20 protein-coding genes are annotated in these 19,883 nt (G+C 59.1%); 5 read left to right on the top strand and 15 right to left on the bottom strand.

The features are described from left to right. Positions 1-306 precede the first annotated feature (306 nt). Positions 307-1,080, top strand: coding sequence for an IclR family transcriptional regulator (locus tag ABVS15_RS06430; protein WP_369282917.1), 774 nt, complete (start codon positions 307-309; stop codon positions 1,078-1,080). Between the two features lie 214 nt (positions 1,081-1,294). Here the strand turns inward: ABVS15_RS06430 and ABVS15_RS06425 are convergent, their stop codons facing one another. Genes ABVS15_RS06425 through mutY form a run of 6 tightly spaced genes read right to left on the bottom strand, consistent with a single transcriptional unit; the run spans position 1,295 to position 5,516 of the window. Next, positions 1,295-2,164, bottom strand: coding sequence for a 4Fe-4S cluster-binding domain-containing protein (locus ABVS15_RS06425; protein WP_369282916.1), 870 nt, complete (start codon positions 2,162-2,164; stop codon positions 1,295-1,297). Further along, entirely contained in the window at positions 2,161-2,748 is a 588-nt protein-coding gene (locus ABVS15_RS06420; protein ID WP_369282915.1) for a thymidine kinase, read from the bottom strand. The genes ABVS15_RS06425 and ABVS15_RS06420 overlap by 4 nt, the downstream gene beginning before the upstream one ends. 36 nt (positions 2,749-2,784) lie before the next feature. After that, the gene (locus ABVS15_RS06415) at positions 2,785-3,369 is read right to left on the bottom strand and encodes a PF20097 family protein (RefSeq protein WP_369282914.1); all 585 of its coding nucleotides are present in this window, start codon (positions 3,367-3,369) and stop codon (positions 2,785-2,787) included. Between the two features lie 22 nt (positions 3,370-3,391). Continuing rightward, positions 3,392-3,874, bottom strand: coding sequence for a GNAT family N-acetyltransferase (locus tag ABVS15_RS06410; protein WP_369282913.1), 483 nt, complete (start codon positions 3,872-3,874; stop codon positions 3,392-3,394). 51 nt (positions 3,875-3,925) lie between these two features. Beyond that, positions 3,926-4,408, bottom strand: coding sequence for a GNAT family N-acetyltransferase (locus tag ABVS15_RS06405; RefSeq protein ID WP_369282912.1), 483 nt, complete (start codon positions 4,406-4,408; stop codon positions 3,926-3,928). Beyond that, positions 4,380-5,516, bottom strand: a complete 1,137-nt coding sequence (gene mutY, locus ABVS15_RS06400; protein WP_369282911.1) for an A/G-specific adenine glycosylase — start codon at positions 5,514-5,516, stop codon at positions 4,380-4,382. The genes ABVS15_RS06405 and mutY overlap by 29 nt, the downstream gene beginning before the upstream one ends. Before the next feature lie 151 nt (positions 5,517-5,667). On the opposite strand from mutY, the gene ABVS15_RS06395 reads away from it, so the two are divergent. Genes ABVS15_RS06395 through ABVS15_RS06385 form a run of 3 tightly spaced genes read left to right on the top strand, consistent with a single transcriptional unit; the run spans position 5,668 to position 7,006 of the window. Further along, positions 5,668-5,928: a hypothetical protein gene (locus ABVS15_RS06395; RefSeq protein WP_369282910.1), complete on the top strand. Its 261-nt coding sequence runs from the start codon at positions 5,668-5,670 to the stop codon at positions 5,926-5,928. Between the two features lie 56 nt (positions 5,929-5,984). After that, complete coding sequence (locus ABVS15_RS06390; RefSeq protein ID WP_369282909.1) at positions 5,985-6,296, top strand: YbjQ family protein; 312 nt, start codon at positions 5,985-5,987, stop codon at positions 6,294-6,296. Further along, the gene (locus tag ABVS15_RS06385) at positions 6,296-7,006 is read left to right on the top strand and encodes an MBL fold metallo-hydrolase (RefSeq protein ID WP_369282908.1); all 711 of its coding nucleotides are present in this window, start codon (positions 6,296-6,298) and stop codon (positions 7,004-7,006) included. The genes ABVS15_RS06390 and ABVS15_RS06385 overlap by 1 nt, the downstream gene beginning before the upstream one ends. Before the next feature lie 249 nt (positions 7,007-7,255). Here ABVS15_RS06385 and ABVS15_RS06380 read toward each other — a convergent pair whose 3' ends face one another. From ABVS15_RS06380 to ABVS15_RS06370, 3 genes are all read right to left on the bottom strand, one after another. Continuing rightward, a complete protein-coding gene (locus ABVS15_RS06380; protein WP_369282907.1) occupies positions 7,256-8,545 on the bottom strand; it encodes an ATP-binding protein in 1,290 nt (429 codons plus the stop codon). Positions 8,546-8,918: 373 nt separating this feature from the next. After that, entirely contained in the window at positions 8,919-9,272 is a 354-nt protein-coding gene (locus tag ABVS15_RS06375) for an Hpt domain-containing protein (protein WP_369282906.1), read from the bottom strand. An 11-nt stretch (positions 9,273-9,283) separates the two neighbouring features. Further along, entirely contained in the window at positions 9,284-9,682 is a 399-nt protein-coding gene (locus tag ABVS15_RS06370; protein WP_369283021.1) for a cupin domain-containing protein, read from the bottom strand. Positions 9,683-9,735: 53 nt separating this feature from the next. Here ABVS15_RS06370 and ABVS15_RS06365 point away from each other — a divergent pair, with 53 nt between their 5' ends. Beyond that, positions 9,736-10,839 (top strand): PhnD/SsuA/transferrin family substrate-binding protein, encoded by a 1,104-nt coding sequence (locus ABVS15_RS06365; protein ID WP_369282905.1) that lies wholly within the window; start codon positions 9,736-9,738, stop codon positions 10,837-10,839. Between the two features lie 52 nt (positions 10,840-10,891). Here the strand turns inward: ABVS15_RS06365 and ABVS15_RS06360 are convergent, their stop codons facing one another. The 6 genes from ABVS15_RS06360 to glgA form a co-directional block, all read right to left on the bottom strand. Next, positions 10,892-11,761 carry a DNA/RNA non-specific endonuclease gene (locus ABVS15_RS06360; RefSeq protein ID WP_369282904.1) on the bottom strand — a complete coding sequence of 290 codons (870 nt, stop codon included), beginning with the start codon at positions 11,759-11,761 and terminating at the stop codon, positions 10,892-10,894. 185 nt (positions 11,762-11,946) lie between these two features. Next, a complete protein-coding gene (locus ABVS15_RS06355) occupies positions 11,947-12,855 on the bottom strand; it encodes a TPM domain-containing protein (protein ID WP_369282903.1) in 909 nt (302 codons plus the stop codon). A gap of 13 nt (positions 12,856-12,868) precedes the next feature. After that, positions 12,869-13,945, bottom strand: a complete 1,077-nt coding sequence (locus ABVS15_RS06350; RefSeq protein WP_369282902.1) for a Trm112 family protein — start codon at positions 13,943-13,945, stop codon at positions 12,869-12,871. Positions 13,946-13,966: 21 nt separating this feature from the next. Then, positions 13,967-15,271 carry an SPFH domain-containing protein gene (locus ABVS15_RS06345; RefSeq protein WP_369282901.1) on the bottom strand — a complete coding sequence of 435 codons (1,305 nt, stop codon included), beginning with the start codon at positions 15,269-15,271 and terminating at the stop codon, positions 13,967-13,969. Between the two features lie 378 nt (positions 15,272-15,649). Next, positions 15,650-18,085, bottom strand: a complete 2,436-nt coding sequence (locus ABVS15_RS06340; RefSeq protein ID WP_369282900.1) for a glycogen/starch/alpha-glucan phosphorylase — start codon at positions 18,083-18,085, stop codon at positions 15,650-15,652. Then, positions 18,082-19,854, bottom strand: a complete 1,773-nt coding sequence (glgA, locus tag ABVS15_RS06335) for a glycogen synthase GlgA (protein WP_369282899.1) — start codon at positions 19,852-19,854, stop codon at positions 18,082-18,084. Before glgA ends, ABVS15_RS06340 begins: the two co-directional genes overlap by 4 nt. Positions 19,855-19,883: the final 29 nt, after the last annotated feature.

Here is a 19,883-nt window from a genome sequence, read left to right as displayed (position 1 = left end):
TTTTCCTCCGCCATTCGCTGTTCATCCTCATCTTTCATTTCATAGATTGCTTTTACCGTGCCATTTTACCATTTGCTGCTCTCTCTGACAAGGGAAGAATCCGCCCCGTCCGTCTCCTCTGCGAGATCTTCAGGCCCAACAAAAAAATTACGCCGGTACCCTCAAATTTTACGGTGTTCCCGAAAAGCAAATTCGGCAGCATCGAATACCCGGTCGTTATTATCAAATTCCAATTGTGCTTATTCTGTGAATTTGTTATAATGCCGGTAATGCAGCTTTTGGAAACTGTGGAGGGAGGGCTTTGCCATGCCGGGAGAAAGCAAGCTGGTTTTGTCTGTCGTAAAGGCGTTTCGCCTGCTGGACATTCTGTCCGAGGCGAAGGCTCCTTTAAGTCTCGCGGAGCTGAGCGAACGCTCCGGCTGGCCTAAAAGCACCGTATACGGCCTGCTCTCCTCCATGCGGGAGTCCTCAGCGGTGGAGCAGCAGCCCGACGGGCGGTACTTTCTGGGCGTTCGCCTGTTTGAATACGGCTGCGCCGTCAGCGCCGGGTGGAGCATTTCGGAGCTGGCCCGGCCCTTTTTGCAGCATCTGGCATCCAAAACCGGCGAGTCGGTCTTTCTGTCCGTGCTGAACCGGAACGAGGCCATCACCATTGATCAGGTGCAGAGCCGGGCGGGGCTGCGGGTGGTGTCCGAGGTGGGAACCCGCCTGCCGCTTCACTGCACCTCGCAGGGCAAGGTGTTTCTCGCCGCCATGCCCGAGTCCGAGGCAATGCGGGTTTTGAAGCTCCAGCCCCTTTCCGCCTATACCCCCCACACGTCCGTCACATGGAAGGACCTCTCCAAGGATTTGGACGCGGCCCGGCGGCAGGGCTATGCCGTGGAGGACGGGGAATATAAAATTGGACTGGGTTCGGTATCCGCGCCCATTCGGGATACCTCCGGGCAGGTGAAATATGCCGTGGGCATCATTGGTATGTTCAACAGGTCCCAGTCCCGAGAATTTCAGGACGCCCTCCTTCTCACGCAGACCACTGCGGCTCAAATCTCCAGCGCCATGGGCTATCGGCAGGGAAAATAGCGCCGCGCTGTTTGATGCGACGATTGCAGATACACTTTCCGTTTTTTAAATTAAGGGCCGACCGTCCGGTAAAAACCGGACGGTCGGGCCTTTTAATGACATCTTTTTTAAACATAATTGATGGAACAACGTTTGAGCAAAACGTCCTGCACCGCACCTTTTGGCCCGAAGCAGGACGCATTCTTAAAGAAAAGGAACCTGATCGCCGTTTTTCTCAGATACCCGAAAGGTCGAAGTCCGGCGTGTATTCTTCCTTGGCGGAGGTGCGCTCCTGCACATAGCCGTCGGCAATCCCGCAGTTTTCCATATACTGCGCGGCGGCGGTATATTCCGCTCTAGTCACCCGGCGGGCAAGTGTCCCCTTCGCCCCCGGCTGAGGCGTGTATTGGGCCATCAGGGAAAACAGCACATCCCCCGGTCGAAAGGCGGACGACACCCAGTCCAGCACCCGGCGGGTGTTTTCCAGCTCCCCCGGAAGCACCAGATGGCGGATCAAAACCCCCGATTTCAGCCGCCCGTTTTCCATCTGATACGGCCCCACCTGGCGGAACATCTCCAAAATTGCGGCCTTGGTCCAGTGAAAATAGTCCTCCGCACCGGAGTATTCCTTCGCGGGACCGGGCAGCGCATATTTCAAATCCGGCAGATATATCTGCACCTTTCCCTCCAGCAGCCCCAGCGTCTCCGACTTTTCATAGCCGCCGGAGTTCCACACCACGGGGACCGGCAGGGGCCGGTCCAGTGACGCGGCCACGGCGGGCGTAAAGTGGGTAGGGGTTACAAGGTCGATACACGCCGCGCCCTCCGCAATCAGCTCTTCGTAAATCTCCCGCAGGCGGGAGATGCTCACAGGCTTTCCGCAGTCTCCGCGGGAAATGCTTTCGTTCTGGCAGAAGCTGCACCGCAGATTACATCCCGAGAAAAAGACGCAGCCCGCGCCCCGGTCCCCCACAAGGCACGGCTCCTCCCACAAATGGAGCATCGCCTTTGCCGCCACGGGGGTCAGCGGCATGGCGCACACGCCACCGGAAACCGTCTCCGTCCGCTCCGCCCCGCAGCTCCGGGGACAAATGCTGCAAATCACGGCTGCTCCACCTTGAAATCGGGGCCAAGGTTCCCCTCCCGCCAGTGCTTGCGGCACAGGCCAATGTACTGGTCGTTGGCCCCCAGCACCACCTGCGCCCCCTCCTTCATCACTCGTCCATTCTTGTCAAACCGGGCATTAAAGGAGGCTTTTTTGCCACACCAGCAGATGGTTTTCACCTCTTCGATTTTATCCGCCATCACCAGCAGCTCCTCGCTGCCGGGAAAAAGATCACCCTTAAAGTCCGCCCGCAGGCCGTAACAGATGACGGGAATCCCCGCGTCGTCCACCAGAGAGACGAGGTAGTCCACCTCCTCCTTGGTAAGAAATTGGGCCTCATCTACAATGATGCAGGCGTTTTGCTGCAATTCCATGGGGTTGATTTTCTGCATCTCGTCAAAATAGATGCAGGGGTATTTCAGCCCGATGCGGGAGGACACCATGTGGTCCCCGTCCCGCAGGTCCAGCCGGGGCTTCACCAGAAGCACCTGCTGGCCCCGCTCCTCATAGTTGAAGCGGGTCATCAGCGCGTTTGCCGTTTTGCTGGAGCCCATGGCCCCGTATTTAAAGTAAAGCTGTGCCATTCCCTTGTTTTCTCCCTTATGTCTCTTCCGTTTCGTTTAGTTCTCTTCCTTCGTTTCGTTTGCCGCAGCCTCCGCTTCGCCGTCCCTGTGCTCCGCCACGCTGATTTGCTCGTCGTAAGAAAGGGAGTGCTCCTCCGGCTTTCTCTCACCCAGCGGCGGATTCAGGTTCTGAATGTCTGTCACCATTTTGCGGCAGGCTTCGCAGTGCCACATGATTTTATACTGACAACCAAAGTCGCCCGGCTCGGACACGTCCACAGTCTCCGCAGAAAAACCGCTGGAGAAAAAGCCCGGCTTTTTTTCCTGCCAGTATATGCCCCGCCCGCCCCACAGATAGCCTTTGACCATATCACCACCACACCACGGGCATTTCTCCGGGGGTCCCTCGTCCTCCTCCGGTTTATCACGGCGGAGCCGGGACAAAAAGGTCTTCATGGGCGTATCCTTCTCTCCGGGCTGCCGGGCATAACCGTCCTCCGCCCGCAGGCCCTGACGGACGGCTTTAAAATACGCCTTGAACTCATCGGAGACGGCGTTCTTTTCTCTCTTCGGCGTTTCCTTTTCCCTCGATCTCTGGTGCTTTTCCCAATCGCTTTCCTCGTCCCGGTTCCAAAAAGCCATGGTAACGCCCCCTTTGACGATGTTACAGCGTAAGCTGCATGAAAATGGTCCCCGGCAGCGGACTGTCGTTATACCTGGGAATCTCCTGGAACCCCAGTGCGCGGAACAGGCGGAGCGCGTCGGGCAGCATGGGCAGGGTGTCCAGCTTCATCTGCCGATAGCCGATTTCCCGCGCGTCGGAAATCAGCCGGTTCATCAATTCCGTCCCCGCGCCTTTCTTACGGAACCGGGGGCGGACATACAGCCGCTTCACCTCGCAGCTCTCTTCGTCCAGCCGGCGCAGCGCCCCGCAGCCCGCAGGCGTTCCGTCCACCCGGATAAGATACAGCCGCCCATCCGGTTTGCCGTATTTCTGGCGCAGATTCGCAAGCTCCGCGTCGCAGTGCTGCACCTGCAAATAAGAGGCAAAGGGCGGCGCCGCCAGAATCAGCGTATCCACGTATTCCTGAATCATGGAGCGCATGACCTCCGGCTGCTCATAGGCCAATTCCAATGTCAATAACATACCAGCAGTACCTCGCTTTCCGCTTGCGTTTCAAAATCGGGCTTTTGAGACTTACAACTCCAGCTCCATATAAATCGTTTCCGGAAGGGGACTGTCGTTATAGCAGGGAATATCCTGAAATCCCCGCCTCCGGTACATGGTGATGGCTGATGTCAGAAACGGCAGGGTGTCCAACAGCATTTTTTGATAGCCGATTTCCCGGGCGTCCGCCAAAAGCTGATCCAGCAGCGCCGTGGAGATTTTTTGCCCGCGATATTGGGGGCGGACATACATCCGCTTCAGCTCGCAGCGGGTTTCATCCAGTCTTCGCAGCGCGGCGCACCCCGCCGCAGCACCGTCCACCCGGGCAAGATACAACCGTCCGTCCGGCAGGCCGTATTTGCCCTCAAGGTCGTGAAACTCGGCATCATAGTGCTGGAGGTTCAGATAATCCGCAACAGACGGACTTTCCTGTACCAGCATCTCCGTATATTCCTGAAACAGCAGACGAATCTCGTCCTGACAGTCATATGCAGGCTCCACCGTCAAGCTCATGAAAAGGACCTCCTTCAAGCTGTTTTTCCCGGCCGTATTCTCCCAGCGCAGTTTCTGCCTCCTCCTTTAACCGGGCGAAAGCAGAGGGTACGGCTAGCCGGTCCAGCGCCGGTCCGTCCGCCCAAGAAAAATCCTCCGGTCCGCTGCCAGAAACCTCCAACACATAACACGTCATATGCCACTCCACATGGGTAAAAATATGCTTTGCTGTCAACCGGCGCTTCCACGCCCGGGGAGAAAGCGCCCAGCGGGCGCATTGGCCGGCCGCCGCTGTCTCGTCCAGCGCACCCTCTTCGTTGGGGAACTCCCACAACCCCGCCAGCAGACCGTCCTCGGGTCGCTTCCGCAGGGCAATTTTTCCGTCCCGCAGGAAAAGAAACACGGTTTTTTCTTCAATCCGCCGCGCCTTTTTAGGGGACTTTACCGGTAGGCGCTCCGCCGTACCTCGGCTCCGGCCAAGGCAGCGCCCCATAAGAGGGCACTGTGCGCATTTTGGCGGGCCATTCGGCACGCAGACCACAGCCCCCAGCTCCATCAATGCCTGATTGAAAATGCGGATGTCCTCCGAATCGTGGGGCACCAAAGCGCCAATCTGTTCCCGAACGGCTTTTTTCGTCCCGGAATCAGCGATATCGTCATGGCAGTCCGTTAGCCGGGTAACCACACGGAGCACGTTGCCATCCACCGCCGGTTCCCGCAGTCCGAAGGCCGCCGAAGCCACGGCGGATGCGGTATAGTCCCCTACGCCCGGCAGGGCAAGAAGTTCTTCATAGGTATCGGGAAAGCGCCCCTCCATGGTCATCGCCACCATCCGAGCCGCGCGCTGCAAATTTCTGGCACGGCTATAATAGCCAAGGCCCTCCCACTGCTTCATAAGGACCTCCTCCGGCGCGTCTGCCAAGGCCTCCACCGTGGGAAACGCAGTGAGAAACCGCGCGTAATACCCCAGCACCGCCGCCACCCTGGTCTGCTGGAGCATCACCTCTGATACCCAGATGCGATAGGGGTCCCGGGTCTTCCGCCATGGCAGGTCCCGGGCATTGGCCCGATACCAGAAAAGAAGCGGAGAAACAATATCCGATAGAGTTGTCAGTTGGGTACGGGGCATGATATACTGTACTCCTGAACGATGAATTTCAAAGCTCCGTCCGTCGGGAGGAACCGTGGTTCAAGTATAGCATATTTCCCTGCATGGGGATATCCTTTTTTTAAATTTTTCGGAGACCCTTTTGGCGCCGCCGGAGCGGGAGGATGGTTTTATGAATTGGAAAAAAGCAGGAGGTCCCGGGCGCTATGTCGCACCCATTGTCTGCGCGGTTTTGATGTCGTTGCTGATGCTGGGCATGATGTGGCTGATGGTCTGGGGCTTTGAAACGGACCCGGCGGGCGCGCCGCCCACGCCCCTTTTGGCGTTACTGATCGGGTTCCCCGCGGTGGTAATTGCGGGCGTGATTGGGGCGCTGATCCAGCGCCTGCGGGAGCTTGGCCGGAAAGAAGAGGACGACGCCAAGCGCTTTTGAACACTGCGCCGCACGGGCGGCGTCCACAGATAAAAAACTGACAGGAGGACACAAAAATGAAACTGTTTACAATTGAGACGATTCCCGGGCGGGAGCTGGAGGCTTTGGAGGCAGTAAAGGGCGCCGTGGTATTCAGCAAAAACTTTGGACACGATTTTATGGCCGGGATGAAGACGCTGGTGGGCGGCGAAATCAAAGGCTACACGGAAATGCTGGACGAAGCCCGGGCCATTGCCACTAAGCGCATGGTGGATGAGGCGGCGCGTCTGGGCGCGGATGCTGTGGTAGGCCTGCGGTACGCGTCGGCCTCCGTGATGCAGGGCGCCGCCGAAGTGGTGGCCTACGGAACGGCTGTGAAATTTAAATGATGCGCGTCACATTTTTGGCCCACAGTGGTTTTTTGGTGGAGCTGGACGGCGCAAACTTTCTCTTTGACTGGTGGAAGGGGGACCTGCCGCCCCTTTCGGACAAGCCTCTGTTTTGCTTTGCAACCCATGGGCACAGCGACCATTTCGCTCCCAAAATTTTTTCTCTGGACGACGGAAGCCGTGAAGTCCGCTTTCTTCTTGGGAAGGGCATCAAGCTTTCCCCGGAAAATCAGAAGAAATGGGGCCTCTCTCCCGAAACGGCGGAAAAGTGCGCGATTTTGGAAGGGAACGAACGCACCGTGCTGCCCCACGGTGTGACGGTGGAAACCCTGCCCTCCACCGACGAGGGCGTTGCGCTGATCATCACCTGTGAGGGGAAAACCCTTTACCACGCTGGGGACCTGAACTGGTGGCACTGGGCAGAGGAACCGGGAGACTGGAACCGGAATATGGAGGCAGACTTCAAGCGATATATCGAACCTCTCCGTGGTCGGTCCATCGACTTGGCCTTTGCCCCGCTGGACCCCCGTCAGGGAACAGCCGCCGGCTGGGGGCTTCTCTATCTTTTGGAACTGGCAGAGGTTCATCGGCTGATTCCCATGCATCAGTGGAAGGATTTCAGCCCCACGCAGCGCTTTTTGGAGGAGCATCCTCAATGGACGGAAACCCTTCTGCCGGTGGAGCAAATGGGACAGCAGTGGGTCCTGTGAGCGCCCGTGCCGCAGTCCCACCCGCAGGCCGCTTGCGGCCCGGTCACTGCACAGCGGCTGGCTATCTTAAAGAAATCCGTTTACCTTACGGCATAAAAACGCGCTTTGGCGGCCTTAGCTGCCAAAGCGCGTTTCATTATGAAAGCAATTTCCTATCCGTTCAAATGGGCAGAGACGGCAGGCATGAATCTGCGGGGCCGCCAAAATTGTGCGGGCCCGCTCTAAGCCGGAACACAGGCCGGGGCGGTTTTACAACGTCTCAAGTGCCCAGAGGGGCAGGTTCAAAAGCCCGGGCTCCCGGCGATAGTCGGCAAGAGAGGTGCGGATGGACTGCCGGGGCAAAAACCGCTCGCGGAAGACCTTCAGCTTTTTGGACTGGAGATTCTGCTCCACCGTCACCTCCACAGGGATGGCCTCCAGCCCGTTGTCCACCAGAAACTCCACCTCTGCGGTACCCCGGGGGGCCACCCAGTAGCACACCACCATCTGGTTCAGGCTGTCCAGCTGCTGAAGCACATATTGCTCTGTCAGTGCCCCGTGATAGGCCTCGAACACCGAGTTTCCCTCCAGGAGCATGTCCTGCCGCAGGCCAAGCAGGCAGCCAAGCAGGCCCACGTCCGGAAGATACAGCTTAAACGCCCGGGCGTCCTCGCTGGCCGCCAGAGGCGATTCCGGGACCTCGGCGCGATGAATGTCCCGGACAAGACCGTTGTCCGCCAGCCACGTCAGCGCGGCGTCAAACTCCCGCGCGCGGGCGCCCTCCTTCATTGCTCCGAAGAGAAACTTCCGGTTCCCCCGGTCCAGCTGCCGGGGAATGCTGCTCCACAGCGTCCGAATGCGCGCCAGCGCGTCAATGGGCGCATATTTTGAAAAACTCTGCTCGTAGACGGACAGAATGTGCATCTGGGCCTCCCGGGCGGCAAAAAAATCGCGGTCCGCCGCAAAGGCGCCGACCGCTTCGGGCATGCCGCCCACGAAGCAATAATATTTTAAGAACCGGATATAGTCCTGACGGTAGTTGGGCGTCAGGTCATAGCGGCTTTCCCGAAGCATCCCCACATACTCCTCCCGGCCCACGGCGCGGAGAAATTCAAAAAAGGACAGGGGATGCAAATCCAAAACCTCCACCCACTCCGCAGGAAAGGGCGCGCCGCTTCGGATCGCCGCATCCAGCCCACTGCTGCCGCAGAGGACATGGTACTGGGGCGCCTCCTTGCCAAACAGCTTCAGGCAGGCCAGCGCCTGGGGAATGGCCTGAACCTCGTCAAACACCAGCAGCGTCTCCGCCGGATCGATCTTGTATCCTGCATACAGCTCCAGCTCCGTGACAATCCGGTCCACCGAAGGATTGCCGTCAAACAGGCCGGAAATCTGACTGCTGGTTTCAAAGTCCACATAGACGCACCGTGCGTATTCCCTCTCGCCGAATTCCCTCAGCAGCCAGGTTTTTCCTACCTGCCTGGGTCCCCGCAAGATCAGCGGGCGGCGGGTTTTTCGTTCTTTCCATTTTTTTAGATGTCCATAGGCCGTACGATCCATCCGGGTCACTTCCCTCTCACATAGTTCGGGCGCGGCTTTCCGTGTCCGTCGCGTCCGCAAACCGCGCCCCGGTGGTTTCCCGGCCTGAGCGGGTCGAAATTAGTAGAAACCTGTCGTATCTCTATATTATAGCATATTTCTCCAAACAGTCAAAGGACTTTTCGGATTTTGTGCACATAAATCGCGCAAAAAACGCGTCGTTAAAAGGTAGCTTTTCACAAAGCCGGGGCGTTTTTTGTCCCGATTTCGGAAAACAATAAGCGCGGAGCGAAGGGTTCTTGTTCCTTCGCTCCGCGCATTTTCAAATAATTCACGGCCGCTTATGCGGCTTTTTTGCTTTTCCAGTGTTCCTTTTCCGGAAGAGACGGTTCCACTATTTCTCCGTCAAAAGGCGCAGGGTGGCCCGTTCCTCCATCAGGTCTGCGTACAGGCCCAGAAGGTCCGCCTCCGCCGCCCCATTGCCGCGCAGCGGTTCCACCAGTTCCCCGCTGAGCCGGTATATCCTGGTGAGGCCCAGATTTCCGGCCACGCCCTTCAAAGAGTGGGCCGCCTCAAACGCAGCGTCACGGTCCCCCGTGTCCAGCGCCACGCCCAGCGCGGCAAACGCCGCGTCCTCTAAAAACAGGCCAAAGCACACGGCGTACAGCTCTTCATCACCCAAAAGACGGTTCATGGCTCCGTCCATGTCCGCGCCGTGGGCGCGGAGCTGATCGGTCAGCTTGCTCACAAAGGCGCGCCTTACTCGTTGACGATCAGAGCAATCAGCTCCACCGGCACATCACCGCGATTTTCCAGACTATGGGAAGCCCCGCCGCCGGTTTCGGCGATATCTCCGGCATGGAGAACGACCTCCGTGCCGTTGTCGTTGAAGATGGCCTCTCCGCTCAGGATGTAGTAAAACTCCGTCTCATGCTCGTGGGGATGGTAGCCAAAGGAGCAGCCCGGGTCCAGCGTAGCGTGGTTAAACAGCCGGGCATTTCCGTACATCTGGTCCGGTGTCGCCAGAACCTTCATATGCCCAAAGCCGTTTCCTCCGTGTACTTTTTTGTCCTCACGGGGACAATCTTCAGAACGCTGATACATTTCCTTATCCTCCTTTTCTTTCTGCCTCCGGCCTTGCGTCCGGCTGCATCCGATGATACAATTGACTGATAAAAATTATGCGGTTATCATATCACAGGTGCCAAAAAATGTCTACCCTTGCAACCAACACGCTGATGCTTCATCTGGAGGGAATTGCCATGAAAAACCTCGCGGCCGCGCTGGCGGCGTTTTTGCTTCTACCCTGTCTGTCTGCCTGCGGAGCAGGAGCTGGGCCATCCCCCGCTTCCTCCTCCGGCTCCCTCCCCGCCGACGAGCCGCTCAAGCTGGAGACGCTGCGGCTGGAGCTGACCCGCCGGGAGGGGCTCTCTGCGGACGCGCTGATGTACGCAGTACAGGCACTTCCGCAGGCTTTAAAAACCGCGTTGGCCAACCACGGCGTGGAAGCGGGTACGGTGGAAATCACTGTGGGCACATCCCCCGCTGCCACGGCTCAGGCCTTGGAGGAGGGCGGCGTGGATTTAGCTGTGCTGCCCGGAGAGGCCTTTGTGGAGGCAGGCGGGTCCGCTGTTCCTCTGCTGGCGGCGCAGGAGCACGGCGATCTGCCCGACAGCGCAGACCCGGCGGACTGGAAAAGCGGCGAGACAGGCCCCAGCAAAACAACCTCCGGAGGGCAGCAATCTCTGATTCTGGCAGGCCCGTCGGAGTATGGCCGCCAGTTGGCAAACCGGGCCGCATCGGACACGTCCCTGACTTGGGACGAGCTCGATCGGGCTACGTGGTTCCTGACCTCGGATGAAGCAGACATGATTGACCTGTGGCTGGCGGATCATTACGAAGGGAACACCCTCTCTGATCTGAACAGGGTTTCCGTCAGCGCATTGCCCATCGGGAGCGGGCACGATCTCCTAAGTGCGCTGGCCGCAGGAGCTGCCGACGTGGCGGTTATTCCCGCCGACATGCGACCCGATCTTGCGTCTTTTTGGCAGGAGGAGCTAACGCGTCCCGGCGGGATTTTTGACGAAACCACGGTCATCGGCGTTACTGAGAAGTACTATGACACGATTTTAGCCGCCCGTCCGGGAGACACGCTTTTAAATGGGGACGCGTTCCGCTCCGCTCTGGCGGCGGCGATGGAAGAACTGTCCCGCGTGCAGGGTGACGTTACCGTCGCACTGGGCGGCGTATTCTCCGCTCCGGTGAGCGACGGCGACCTGAACGGCATGCGCCGCCTTGCCACTCTTGGCCGCTGAGGCTCTAAGCAATAAAAAGGCACCGCCTGCTTGGCGGTGCCTTTTTTATCTTTCAGGGCTTACACTGCCCACAGGGAGTGTAGCCCCCGTCAATCAAGTCCTCCCGGCTGCCGGTGTAGTCCCGGCGGTTGCTCTCGCTCATGGAGAGAACGCCGGAACAGTCCGGGCGATGAAATTTCATGGAGTTTGTATTGAGTACATAGTGCTCCTCTGCCGAAGCATCGGAGGAGGAGTCGGGCTCCTCCCCGGTGAGATAGCTGTTTCCCGTGGCGTAGTCGATGGTGACGCCGGGCTGGGCGTTGTATACGTACACGTTAAATTGCACGCCGCTGCCGCCATCCTCCACGGATTCGGCCTCCATCTGAACGCCCCTTGCCACCAGCTCGGTCCCCTCAAAAATGGGCGTGACCCGGTAGAGCACATGGTTCCCCGTCTCACGCACATAATCGGCCAACTCGTTTTCAAAAGGCAGCATTCCCTCCACATTCAGGTACCGGGTGCCGGTGATGAGATTTTCCTCGTTGGCATTTTCGCCTGTAAGCTGATAGCCCAGCAGGTGGCAGCGGTTATAGAGGTATTTGCCGTCCACAAGGTCGTATTTGACCGTGTGCCAGCCAGAGGGCTTTACCTGCCCGATTTCGCCCCGCGGCTCTGTGGGCATGGTGTCCGGACTTACATTGGCATAGGCCGGGCCGCACCGGCCCAGAAGATCCAAGGGGCTGTATTCCTCAAAGGAGGTTTCCGTGTAGTCCGTGTCCGGAAAAGACGGCAGGTTGTCGTTCAGCAGAACGTAGGGTTGGTCGGAAAACTCCGGCACATCCGAAAGTGTAAAGGAAATGGTCCTTGCCGCCGGAACGCAGCCGGACAGGAAAACCGTGACCGCAAGAAAAATCGGAAGAAAGATACTCTGTGCTTTTTTCATGGACGCTCCTTTAATCGGTACGATTAGAACTCGGTATGATACAGATGGAAAAACAGGCGGCGGAAGAAAATTTCTTCTTCCGTCGCCGTGAGCGGCACTGCCGCGGGTGGACAACTTCTTTCCGGGCGTGAGCTGCATAAATCATCTTCACCCGGCGGGCGTATAACGAGCGCCTCGCCGTGTCGTCAGAATTTTCCGCTTCTGCCGGAAAAACCGCCGGAGCGCACGCTGGTTCCACCCGAGTGCCCTCCTCCCGAGTGCCCTTTCGCAGAATCATTTTCAATCCTGCGGCGTGTCTCTGTCCGGTACAGGAACGTATCCTGCTGTCCCGTGAGGTGAAAGCCGTCCGAGGGTATATAGCGGTCCGCGGTCCGGGCGGACACGGCGGTATTCATCTGCCTTTTCCAATACAGGCAAATGCCGCCCGCCAGCAGCAGCGGTACCAAAATCACCGCGCCCAGCCTGATGGCAAATTCCCCTTCATCGTACTTCGGGCTGAGTGTTTTTTTGTAAGAGTAATCCGTTTGAGGTTGATTCCCCGTCTCGGAACGGCCCTCCGTTTCATTGTAGTTCGGCGTGGGCTCCACATCGAAGGGCTTCCCATCCCGCGCTAAGGACAGATATTCCCCCGCTGTATCCAGATAGGCAGAAAAGCCCTCGTAATATGCATCCTCCCCCAAGAGAGGGAGCACATCCTCGTCCAGCAATACGTCCTTTCCGTAATCGGTAAAGGCAGCATTTCCATAGCCGTAGGCAATCAGGGCATAGTCCCGCTCCGCCATGCTCAAAAGGAGCAGCAGTCCGCTTTTTTCCTCGCCGTAGCCCAAGTCGTACTCCGTGTAAACAGCCGTGGCAAGGTCGTAGGCGTCGCTGCCGCCGCCCATGTCCTCCATGTCTTCCAGTGTGACGATGTACACCCCGCACTGATACTGCTCGGCAAGCGCCTCTGCCCGATTGTTCAGTTCTTCGCGCTCCGTCTCCGTCAAAAGGCCTGCCGCGTCCGTCACCGCGTCCAGCTCCGCCGCCATGGCGGGCAAGGACAGCGCGAATGTCAGGGCAAGCACCAAAAGCAGACGCAATCCTGTCTTTTTCATATTCCCGCCCCCCTCACAGCAAAATCAGGCCCAGCAGACCCATCAGCGGCAGAGAAATCCCGAAAAACCACAGCCAGAATTTCACCCAGTCCATGGGGAGGTCACCCACCAGCTTTCCCGTCTGGCCGTTCATGGCAAAGAGGAAGTCTTTCCCTTCCCAGCGGGTTCCCAGCATCCACACCGGCAGCAGGGCGTACTTTGCATCGCATTTTTGGAGCCGGACGGAGCCGCTCTCCTGACGCAATGTCGCGTAGCCCCTGGCTGTGGCGGTAAGTGCGTCCTCCGTGCTGGCCTTGATGCGGGAATAGGCCCGGTCTTTACACTCCGCGGAGCCCTGGTCGTATTTATCCGCCAGAAAGCCGGGCAGATACGCGGTGGAAAACTCCTTCAGCTCCCCATAGTCGAAGGGCTCAATGGCGTCCATATGGGCGTTGGGCATTTTAGAGGAGCCGTCCACCGGCACCTTCTGAAAATCCACGGTGCCCTCTCGCACCACCCGGAAGTGGTCGGTGACCGTGACCTCCTCGTCTCCCCTTCTGTACACCTGCACTCTGGTTCCCAGAAAGTGCAGGTTCCCGTCCGACTTGCCGTCAAACAGCCAGAAGGGGACATAGACGCCCTTAATTTCCTGAATGCGGTTCCCGGAGGCAAAGGACTTTGGCAAAAAGCGCTTGCCCTTGTAATATTGCTTCAGCGCGGACACGGCGGCGTCCTTATCCATCCGAAAGGGAATGACGCAGTCGGGCCTGAGCTGGCCGGAAAATTGGGCGGCAATCACCGACGGGTTTCCGCAATAGGGGCAGGATGTGGCGGCGGTGGTATCGTCGCAGATCAGCTCCGCCCCGCAGGAGGGGCAGGAATAGGCCAGCAGGTGGGCAGCCTCCTCCTCGCTCCACTCGCCGCCGCCCATAGAGGCTTCCGGCTCCGGCTGCGCGGAAGAAGCCTGCTCCTTGTCCGCGTAAAGCTGCTCAATGGCCTTTACATCAAAGGACAAGCCGCAGTATTCGCACTCCAGCTTTCCCGACGCGGTGCCAAAGTGTAAAGGGCCGGTACAGGCCGGGCACTGGTAATTGGTAATTTTGGTGGCCATGGGCATTCACCTCCGTCTTTATTACTGAAGGTCCCCGTCGTCAAAGGGATCGCCGCATTCGGGGCAGAATTTGGGCGGACGGGCCTTGTCGGCAGGCTCCCAGCCGCACTTGTCGCACTTGTACTGAGGAACGCCCGCAGGCTTCGCTTTCCCGCACTCGGCGCAGAATTTTCCCTTGTTCACCGCGCCGCAGGCGCAGGTCCAGCCGTCCTGCACAGGCCTTGGCCTGCCGCATTCGGGGCAGAATTTCCCAGCAGCCTTCGCGCCGCATTGGCAGGTCCAGCCCCCCGCGGAAGCGGCCTGTCCCGGCGCGGACTCTTTTCCCATCCGAAAAAGCTCCTGCGCGTTCAAGCCGCCTGTGGACCCCGCCATATTCATTCCCATAAACGCCATGGAAGCCCCGGTACTCGTGTTTGCCGCGGCACTCTGCATCGCCGCCGCCTGCGCCCCCGTCAGATGGGCCGCCGCCATGGTAGGGTCGCGGAAGACCGCGTTCCGTTGCAGCTCCTTCATCATCTGTTCGTCTTCTTCGCTTGCTTTTACGCTGGAAACGCCGAAGGAAACGATTTCAAGGCCCCGCAGCTTTCGCCACTTTTCGCTGAGCACCTCGTTGAGCGCCTGCGCCAGCTCCATGGTGTGGCCGGGCAGGGCGGAGTAGCGAATGCCCATTTCGCTGATTCTGGCGAACGCGGGCTGGAGCGCGGTCATCAGCTCGCTTTTCAGCTGTCCGTCAATGCTCTCCCGGGAATAGCTGTTCTCCACATTTCCGCAGACGTTGGTGTAGAACAGCAGCGGATCGCAGATGCGATAGCTGTACTCGCCGAAGCAGCGGATGGCGATATCCATGTCCAGCCCGATGTTCCGGTCCACCACCCGGAAGGGAACCGGGCTGGGGGTGCCGTATTTGTTGCCGGGCAGCTCTTTCGTGTTGAAATAGTAAACCCGCTGATCCTTGGGCTGCTCGCCGCCGGAGGTAAACCGCCTGCCGATGCTCTCAAAGGTGCGTCGGATGCTCTCCTCCAAATCGCCGGAGAAAATGGTGGGCTCGGTGGATGCGTCATATATAAATTCGCCGGGGTCGGCACACACCTCGGCCACCTTCCCCTGGTCCACGATCATCATGCACTGCCCGTCCGCCACGGCGACGACGGAGCCGCTGGTGATGATATTCTCGCTTCCCTTGGTGTTGGACGAGCGGCGGGAGGTCCGCTTCTGCCCCTTCACCGCCAGCACGTCCGCAGGCAACGCCTCGCAGTAGAAATATTCCTTCCACTGGTCCGCCAATGCCCCCTCGACGGCGCCCTTTGCAGCTTTGATCAGTCCCATTCAGGTTTCCTCCTTTTTATTTGTAAACGGTCAGACTATCTCGTATTTCCTACGTATACAGACGGCGGCTGTTCCCGCCTCACCGGGAGGGAACAGTCCCCGGATAAGCGGGGCCGCTGTCTACGATACTTTGCAGCAGCGCTTCTTCACGGGCAACGCCGTATAAAACGAAAAAATGCCCGGCTGCTTTTGGAAACAGCCGGGCAAGTTTGTGTTTGGTTCGGGCTGTTTCCCGCCGCCCCGGCGTTTTGCCGATGCAGGCCCGGTCCCGGCACGTTTCCCCTTCGTAACAAAGCCCTGTTATTATACCCGTTTTACCTCCATTTGTAAAGCCGGGACAAAATGGAGAACAGGCCCGCTCCTTTTGCCAGAGGAAGCTTACCGCACCTTGCGATGGGGCACGTGCCAAATCCGGTCGGCGTACTCCGCCACCGCCCGGTCCGCCGCGAACACGCCGCTGCGGGCAATGTTCCGCAGACTCATGGCATTCCACCGCTCCGGGTCTGCATAGGCCTCCGCCATGCGCTTTTCCGCGTCGCAGTAGGCGGAAAAATCCGCCAGCAGCAGATATTCGTCCGCCGGTGCGCCGTGGTCGCCGAATAGCAGCCGCCGGTACAGGTCCTCGTAGCTCACTCCGTCCCGGAAGCCGGTTTTCAGCGCGTCCAGCACCCGGTGCAGCACCGGGTCCCGGGCGTACAGCCGCTGGGGAAGATACCCCTCCCGGCTCAGGGCTGCCGCCTCGTTTGACCGGAGCCCGAAGAGGAACATGTTTTCATCCCCCAAAACGTCGTGCATCTCCACGTTGGCCCCGTCCAGCGTCCCCACGGTCAGAGCGCCGTTCATCATGAATTTCATGTTGCCGGTGCCGCTGGCTTCCTTTCCGGCGGTGGAAATCTGCTGGGAAACCTCGCTGGCGGGCATCAGCCGCTCCGCAAGGGACACCCGGTAATTCTCCAGAAACACCACCTGAAGCTTGCCGCTGCAAATGGGGTCGTGGTCGATCTGGTCCGCCAGAGAGTTAATCAGACGGATAATCCGCTTTGCCACGGCGTACCCCGGCGCGGCCTTCGCCCCGAAGAGGAAGGTGCGGGGCCGGGCGATGGCGTTCGGGTCGTCCTGCAACCTCTGGTAAAGAGCGATGATGTGCAGCACGTTTAAAAGCTGGCGCTTATACTCGTGGAGCCGCTTCACCTGCACGTCGAAAATCGCGTCCGGGTTCAGCAACACGCACTGCTGCTGTTTTGCATAGGCGGCAAATTCCTCCTTGTTTCTCCGCTTGATGTCACTAAGGCGGCGCAGCACTTCCCGGTCGTCGGCGTATGCGTCCAGCCGTCCAAGGGCCTGAGGGTCCATGAGATATGCCTCGCCCCCCGCAAGGTCGCACACCAGACCGTGAAGTCCGGGGTTGATTTCCGCCAGCCAGCGCCGGTGGTCCACGCCGTTGGTGACATTGGTGAATTTCTCTGGCTCCATGGCGCAGGCGTTTTGAAATACCTCGTTTTTGAGAATCTCGGAGTGGAGGGCGCTGACGCCGTTGACCCGCATCCCCCCGGCGATGCACAGGTTCGCCATGCGAACCACCCCGTCCCAGACCACGGCGGTATCCCGTACCTTTTCCTCATCCCGGAAATACGCGCGGCACTGTTCCTCCCACCGGCGGGCAATCTCCGCCGTAATCTGCCAGACGCGGGGCAGCAGCCGCTCAAACAGCGCCTGAGGCCACTTTTCCAGCGCCTCTGCCAGTACCGTATGGTTGGTGTAGGTCACAGACTGGGTGGTAATCTCCCACGCCCGATCCCAGCCCATGCCCGCGTCGTCCAGAAGAATCCGCATCAGCTCGGGAATCACCAGCGCCGGGTGGGTGTCGTTGATTTGAAGCACGTTTTTCTCGTGGAAGTTGGCCATGGTGCCAAATTCCGCCATGTGCTCCTCCGCGATGCTCTGCACCGTGGCGGAGACAAAGAAATACTGCTGTTTGAGCCGCAGGGATTTGCCCTCCTCGTGGTTGTCGTCGGGGTAGAGGACCTTGGCAATCACCTCTGCCATGGCCTCGTCCTCCGTGGCCTTGAGATACTCGCCCTTGGAGTAAAGGCTCATATCCACGGGCTTGGGGGATTTTGCGTCCCACAGGCGCAGCTTGTTGGTGTGGGACGTGTTGTATCCCGCAATTTCCATGTCGCAGGGGACGGCCAGCACGGTGGTCCCCCCCTCCTGCACAATATGGAGATGCCCGTCGTTCCAAAACTCCCGCAGCGTGCCGCCGAAGCGGACCTGCCGGGCCTCCTCTGGCTTTGGCAGCAGCCACGCGGAGCCGATGCCCTTCCACGCGTCGGGCAGTTCCACCTGCTGGCCCTCCACGATCTTCTGCTTGAAAATCCCCAGCTCATAGCAGATGGAATACCCCGTGGCGGGAATTTCCAGCGTGCTCATAGAGTCCAGATAGCAGGCGGCCAGACGGCCCAGACCGCCATTGCCAAGGCCTGCGTCCGGCTCCAGTTCGAACACATCTCCCGCCTGAAAGCCCAGATGCTCCAGCGCTTCCTTCAGCTGGGGCAGTACCCCCAGATTATACGCGTTTTTTTGAAGACTCCGTCCCATCAGAAATTCCAGAGACAGATAATGAACCTTCTTTTTTTCCTTCTGACGGGTTTCCCGCCGGGTTTCCACGCCCCGCAGGGCCATGGCGTCCCGCAGCACGAGCGCGCATGCGCGGAGCATCTCTGTCTCCCCGGCCTCCTCGGCGGTTTTCCCAAAGTTGATCATCAGCTTGCGGGTCAGCGCGTCTTCCAGTTCCCTTGTTGTAAATGCCGTCATTTGTCTGCCTTATCCGCGGACGTCTCTTTCTTGTCCGCGCTTCCTTTCCTCTTGGCTGTCTTTTTTTCGGCTGGTTTTGTGTCCTCCGGCGCCTTTAAGGCAGGCTTTTCGGTCCTCACCTGCTCCGTCACCCTCTCCACAAGTGCAGCGGCAAGAGGCTTTTCCGGATGGGCAGGCTCCGCCAATTGGGCAGTCCCCTCCTGTAAAGCAGGCTCTGCCGGTTGAGCGGATTCCTCCTGCACAGCAGGCTTTCCAAGCGCTTCCTCCCCAATGCGGCTCTCCGGGTCTTCGCCGGCGGGCTTTACCCGGGGCTTTCCGGTGATCCCGCTGTAAATCCGCAGGTATTCCCCCGCACTGCGCCGCCAGCTGAAATCTCCCTCCATGCAGCGCAGCCGCAGGCGGTGGAAGTGGTCCGGATAGTCCCAGTAAAGGCCCACGGCCTGCCGGATGACAAAGAGCATATCCCCGGAGTTGTACGCCGCAAAGGTAAACCCGTTGCCAGCGTCCCGCCATGCCTCGTAGGGGTGGACAGTGTCCTTCAGTCCGCCGGTTTCCCGCACAATGGGAACCGTTCCGTACCGCATGGCAATCATCTGGCTCAGGCCGCAGGGCTCGCTGCGGGAGGGCATCAAGAACAAATCCGCCCCCGCGTAAATATTCATGGCAAGCGCCTCGTCATAGCCAAGCCGCACCGCCATCCGCCCGGGATACTGCCCCTGCGCCCAGGAGAAAAATTCCTCAAACTTCTCGTCTCCCTGCCCCAGCACCACCAGCTGCACGGGAAGCTCCATAATGTCGTGGAACACCTCCCGGATAAGATCCAGCCCCTTGTGGGCCACAAGGCGGCTCACCACCGCGAGAATCGGTGTGTCCGGCTCCTCCCGCAGGCCCATCAGCCGTTGCAGCTCCGCCTTGTCGGCGGCCTTGCCGGACAAATCGGCGGCGGTGTAGTTTTTCGCAATCAGCGGGTCGGCCGCAGGGTCATAGCGTTTCATGTCGATACCGTTGAGTACCCCGGACAGCTTATAGGCACACCGGCGCATCACGCTCTCCATTCCGTGGGCAAAATAGGCGTATTTCAGCTCCTCGGCATAGGAGGGGGAAACAGCGGTCACTGCGTCGGCGCAGAGGATGGCCCCCTTCAAAAGATTCACATCCCCATCCATCATGATGGTGCCGTCGTTCACCCAGCCGGAGTCCAGACCGAACAAATCCCCCGTGACCTCCGGCCCAAACCGACCCTGATACTCGATGTTGTGGATGGTCATGACGGTGCGGACGGCGCGATACCGCTCCTCCCGCACGCCGTCGTCCTTCAGATAAATGGGGATGAGGGCGCTCTGCCAGTCGTTGCAGTGAATCACGTCGGGCCAGAAGGCCATATGGGGCAGCATCCGCACCACCGCCCGGGAGAAAAAGCCAAACCGCTCTCCGTCGTCCATATAGCCGTACAGATTTCCACGGTTAAAATACTGCTCGTTGTCCAAGAAATAATAGGTCACTTTGTCCCGCACAAGGCGAAACAGCCCGCAATAGCTCCGCCGCCACGCCAGATTCACATAGTCGTAGCAAAGGTACTCCAACTGGGAGCCGAACTGATCCCGGATGCGCCGGTACAGCGGCAGCACCACAGCCATCTGAGCGCCCTCCGCCGCAATGGCGGCGGGCAGAGAGCCGGACACGTCGGCCAGCCCTCCGGTTTTGCAGAAGGGCACTGCCTCGCTGGTTGCATACAAAATTTTCATGGCGGTTTCCCCTTTCTCACTCATGCCCACACTTCCATACCGCCCGCAAGCGG

The sequence above is a fragment of the Oscillibacter sp. GMB15532 genome, from assembly GCF_041020825.1.
Taxonomy (GTDB): domain Bacteria; phylum Bacillota; class Clostridia; order Oscillospirales; family Oscillospiraceae; genus Oscillibacter.
This window is presented reverse-complemented; position numbering and strand designations above follow the sequence as displayed.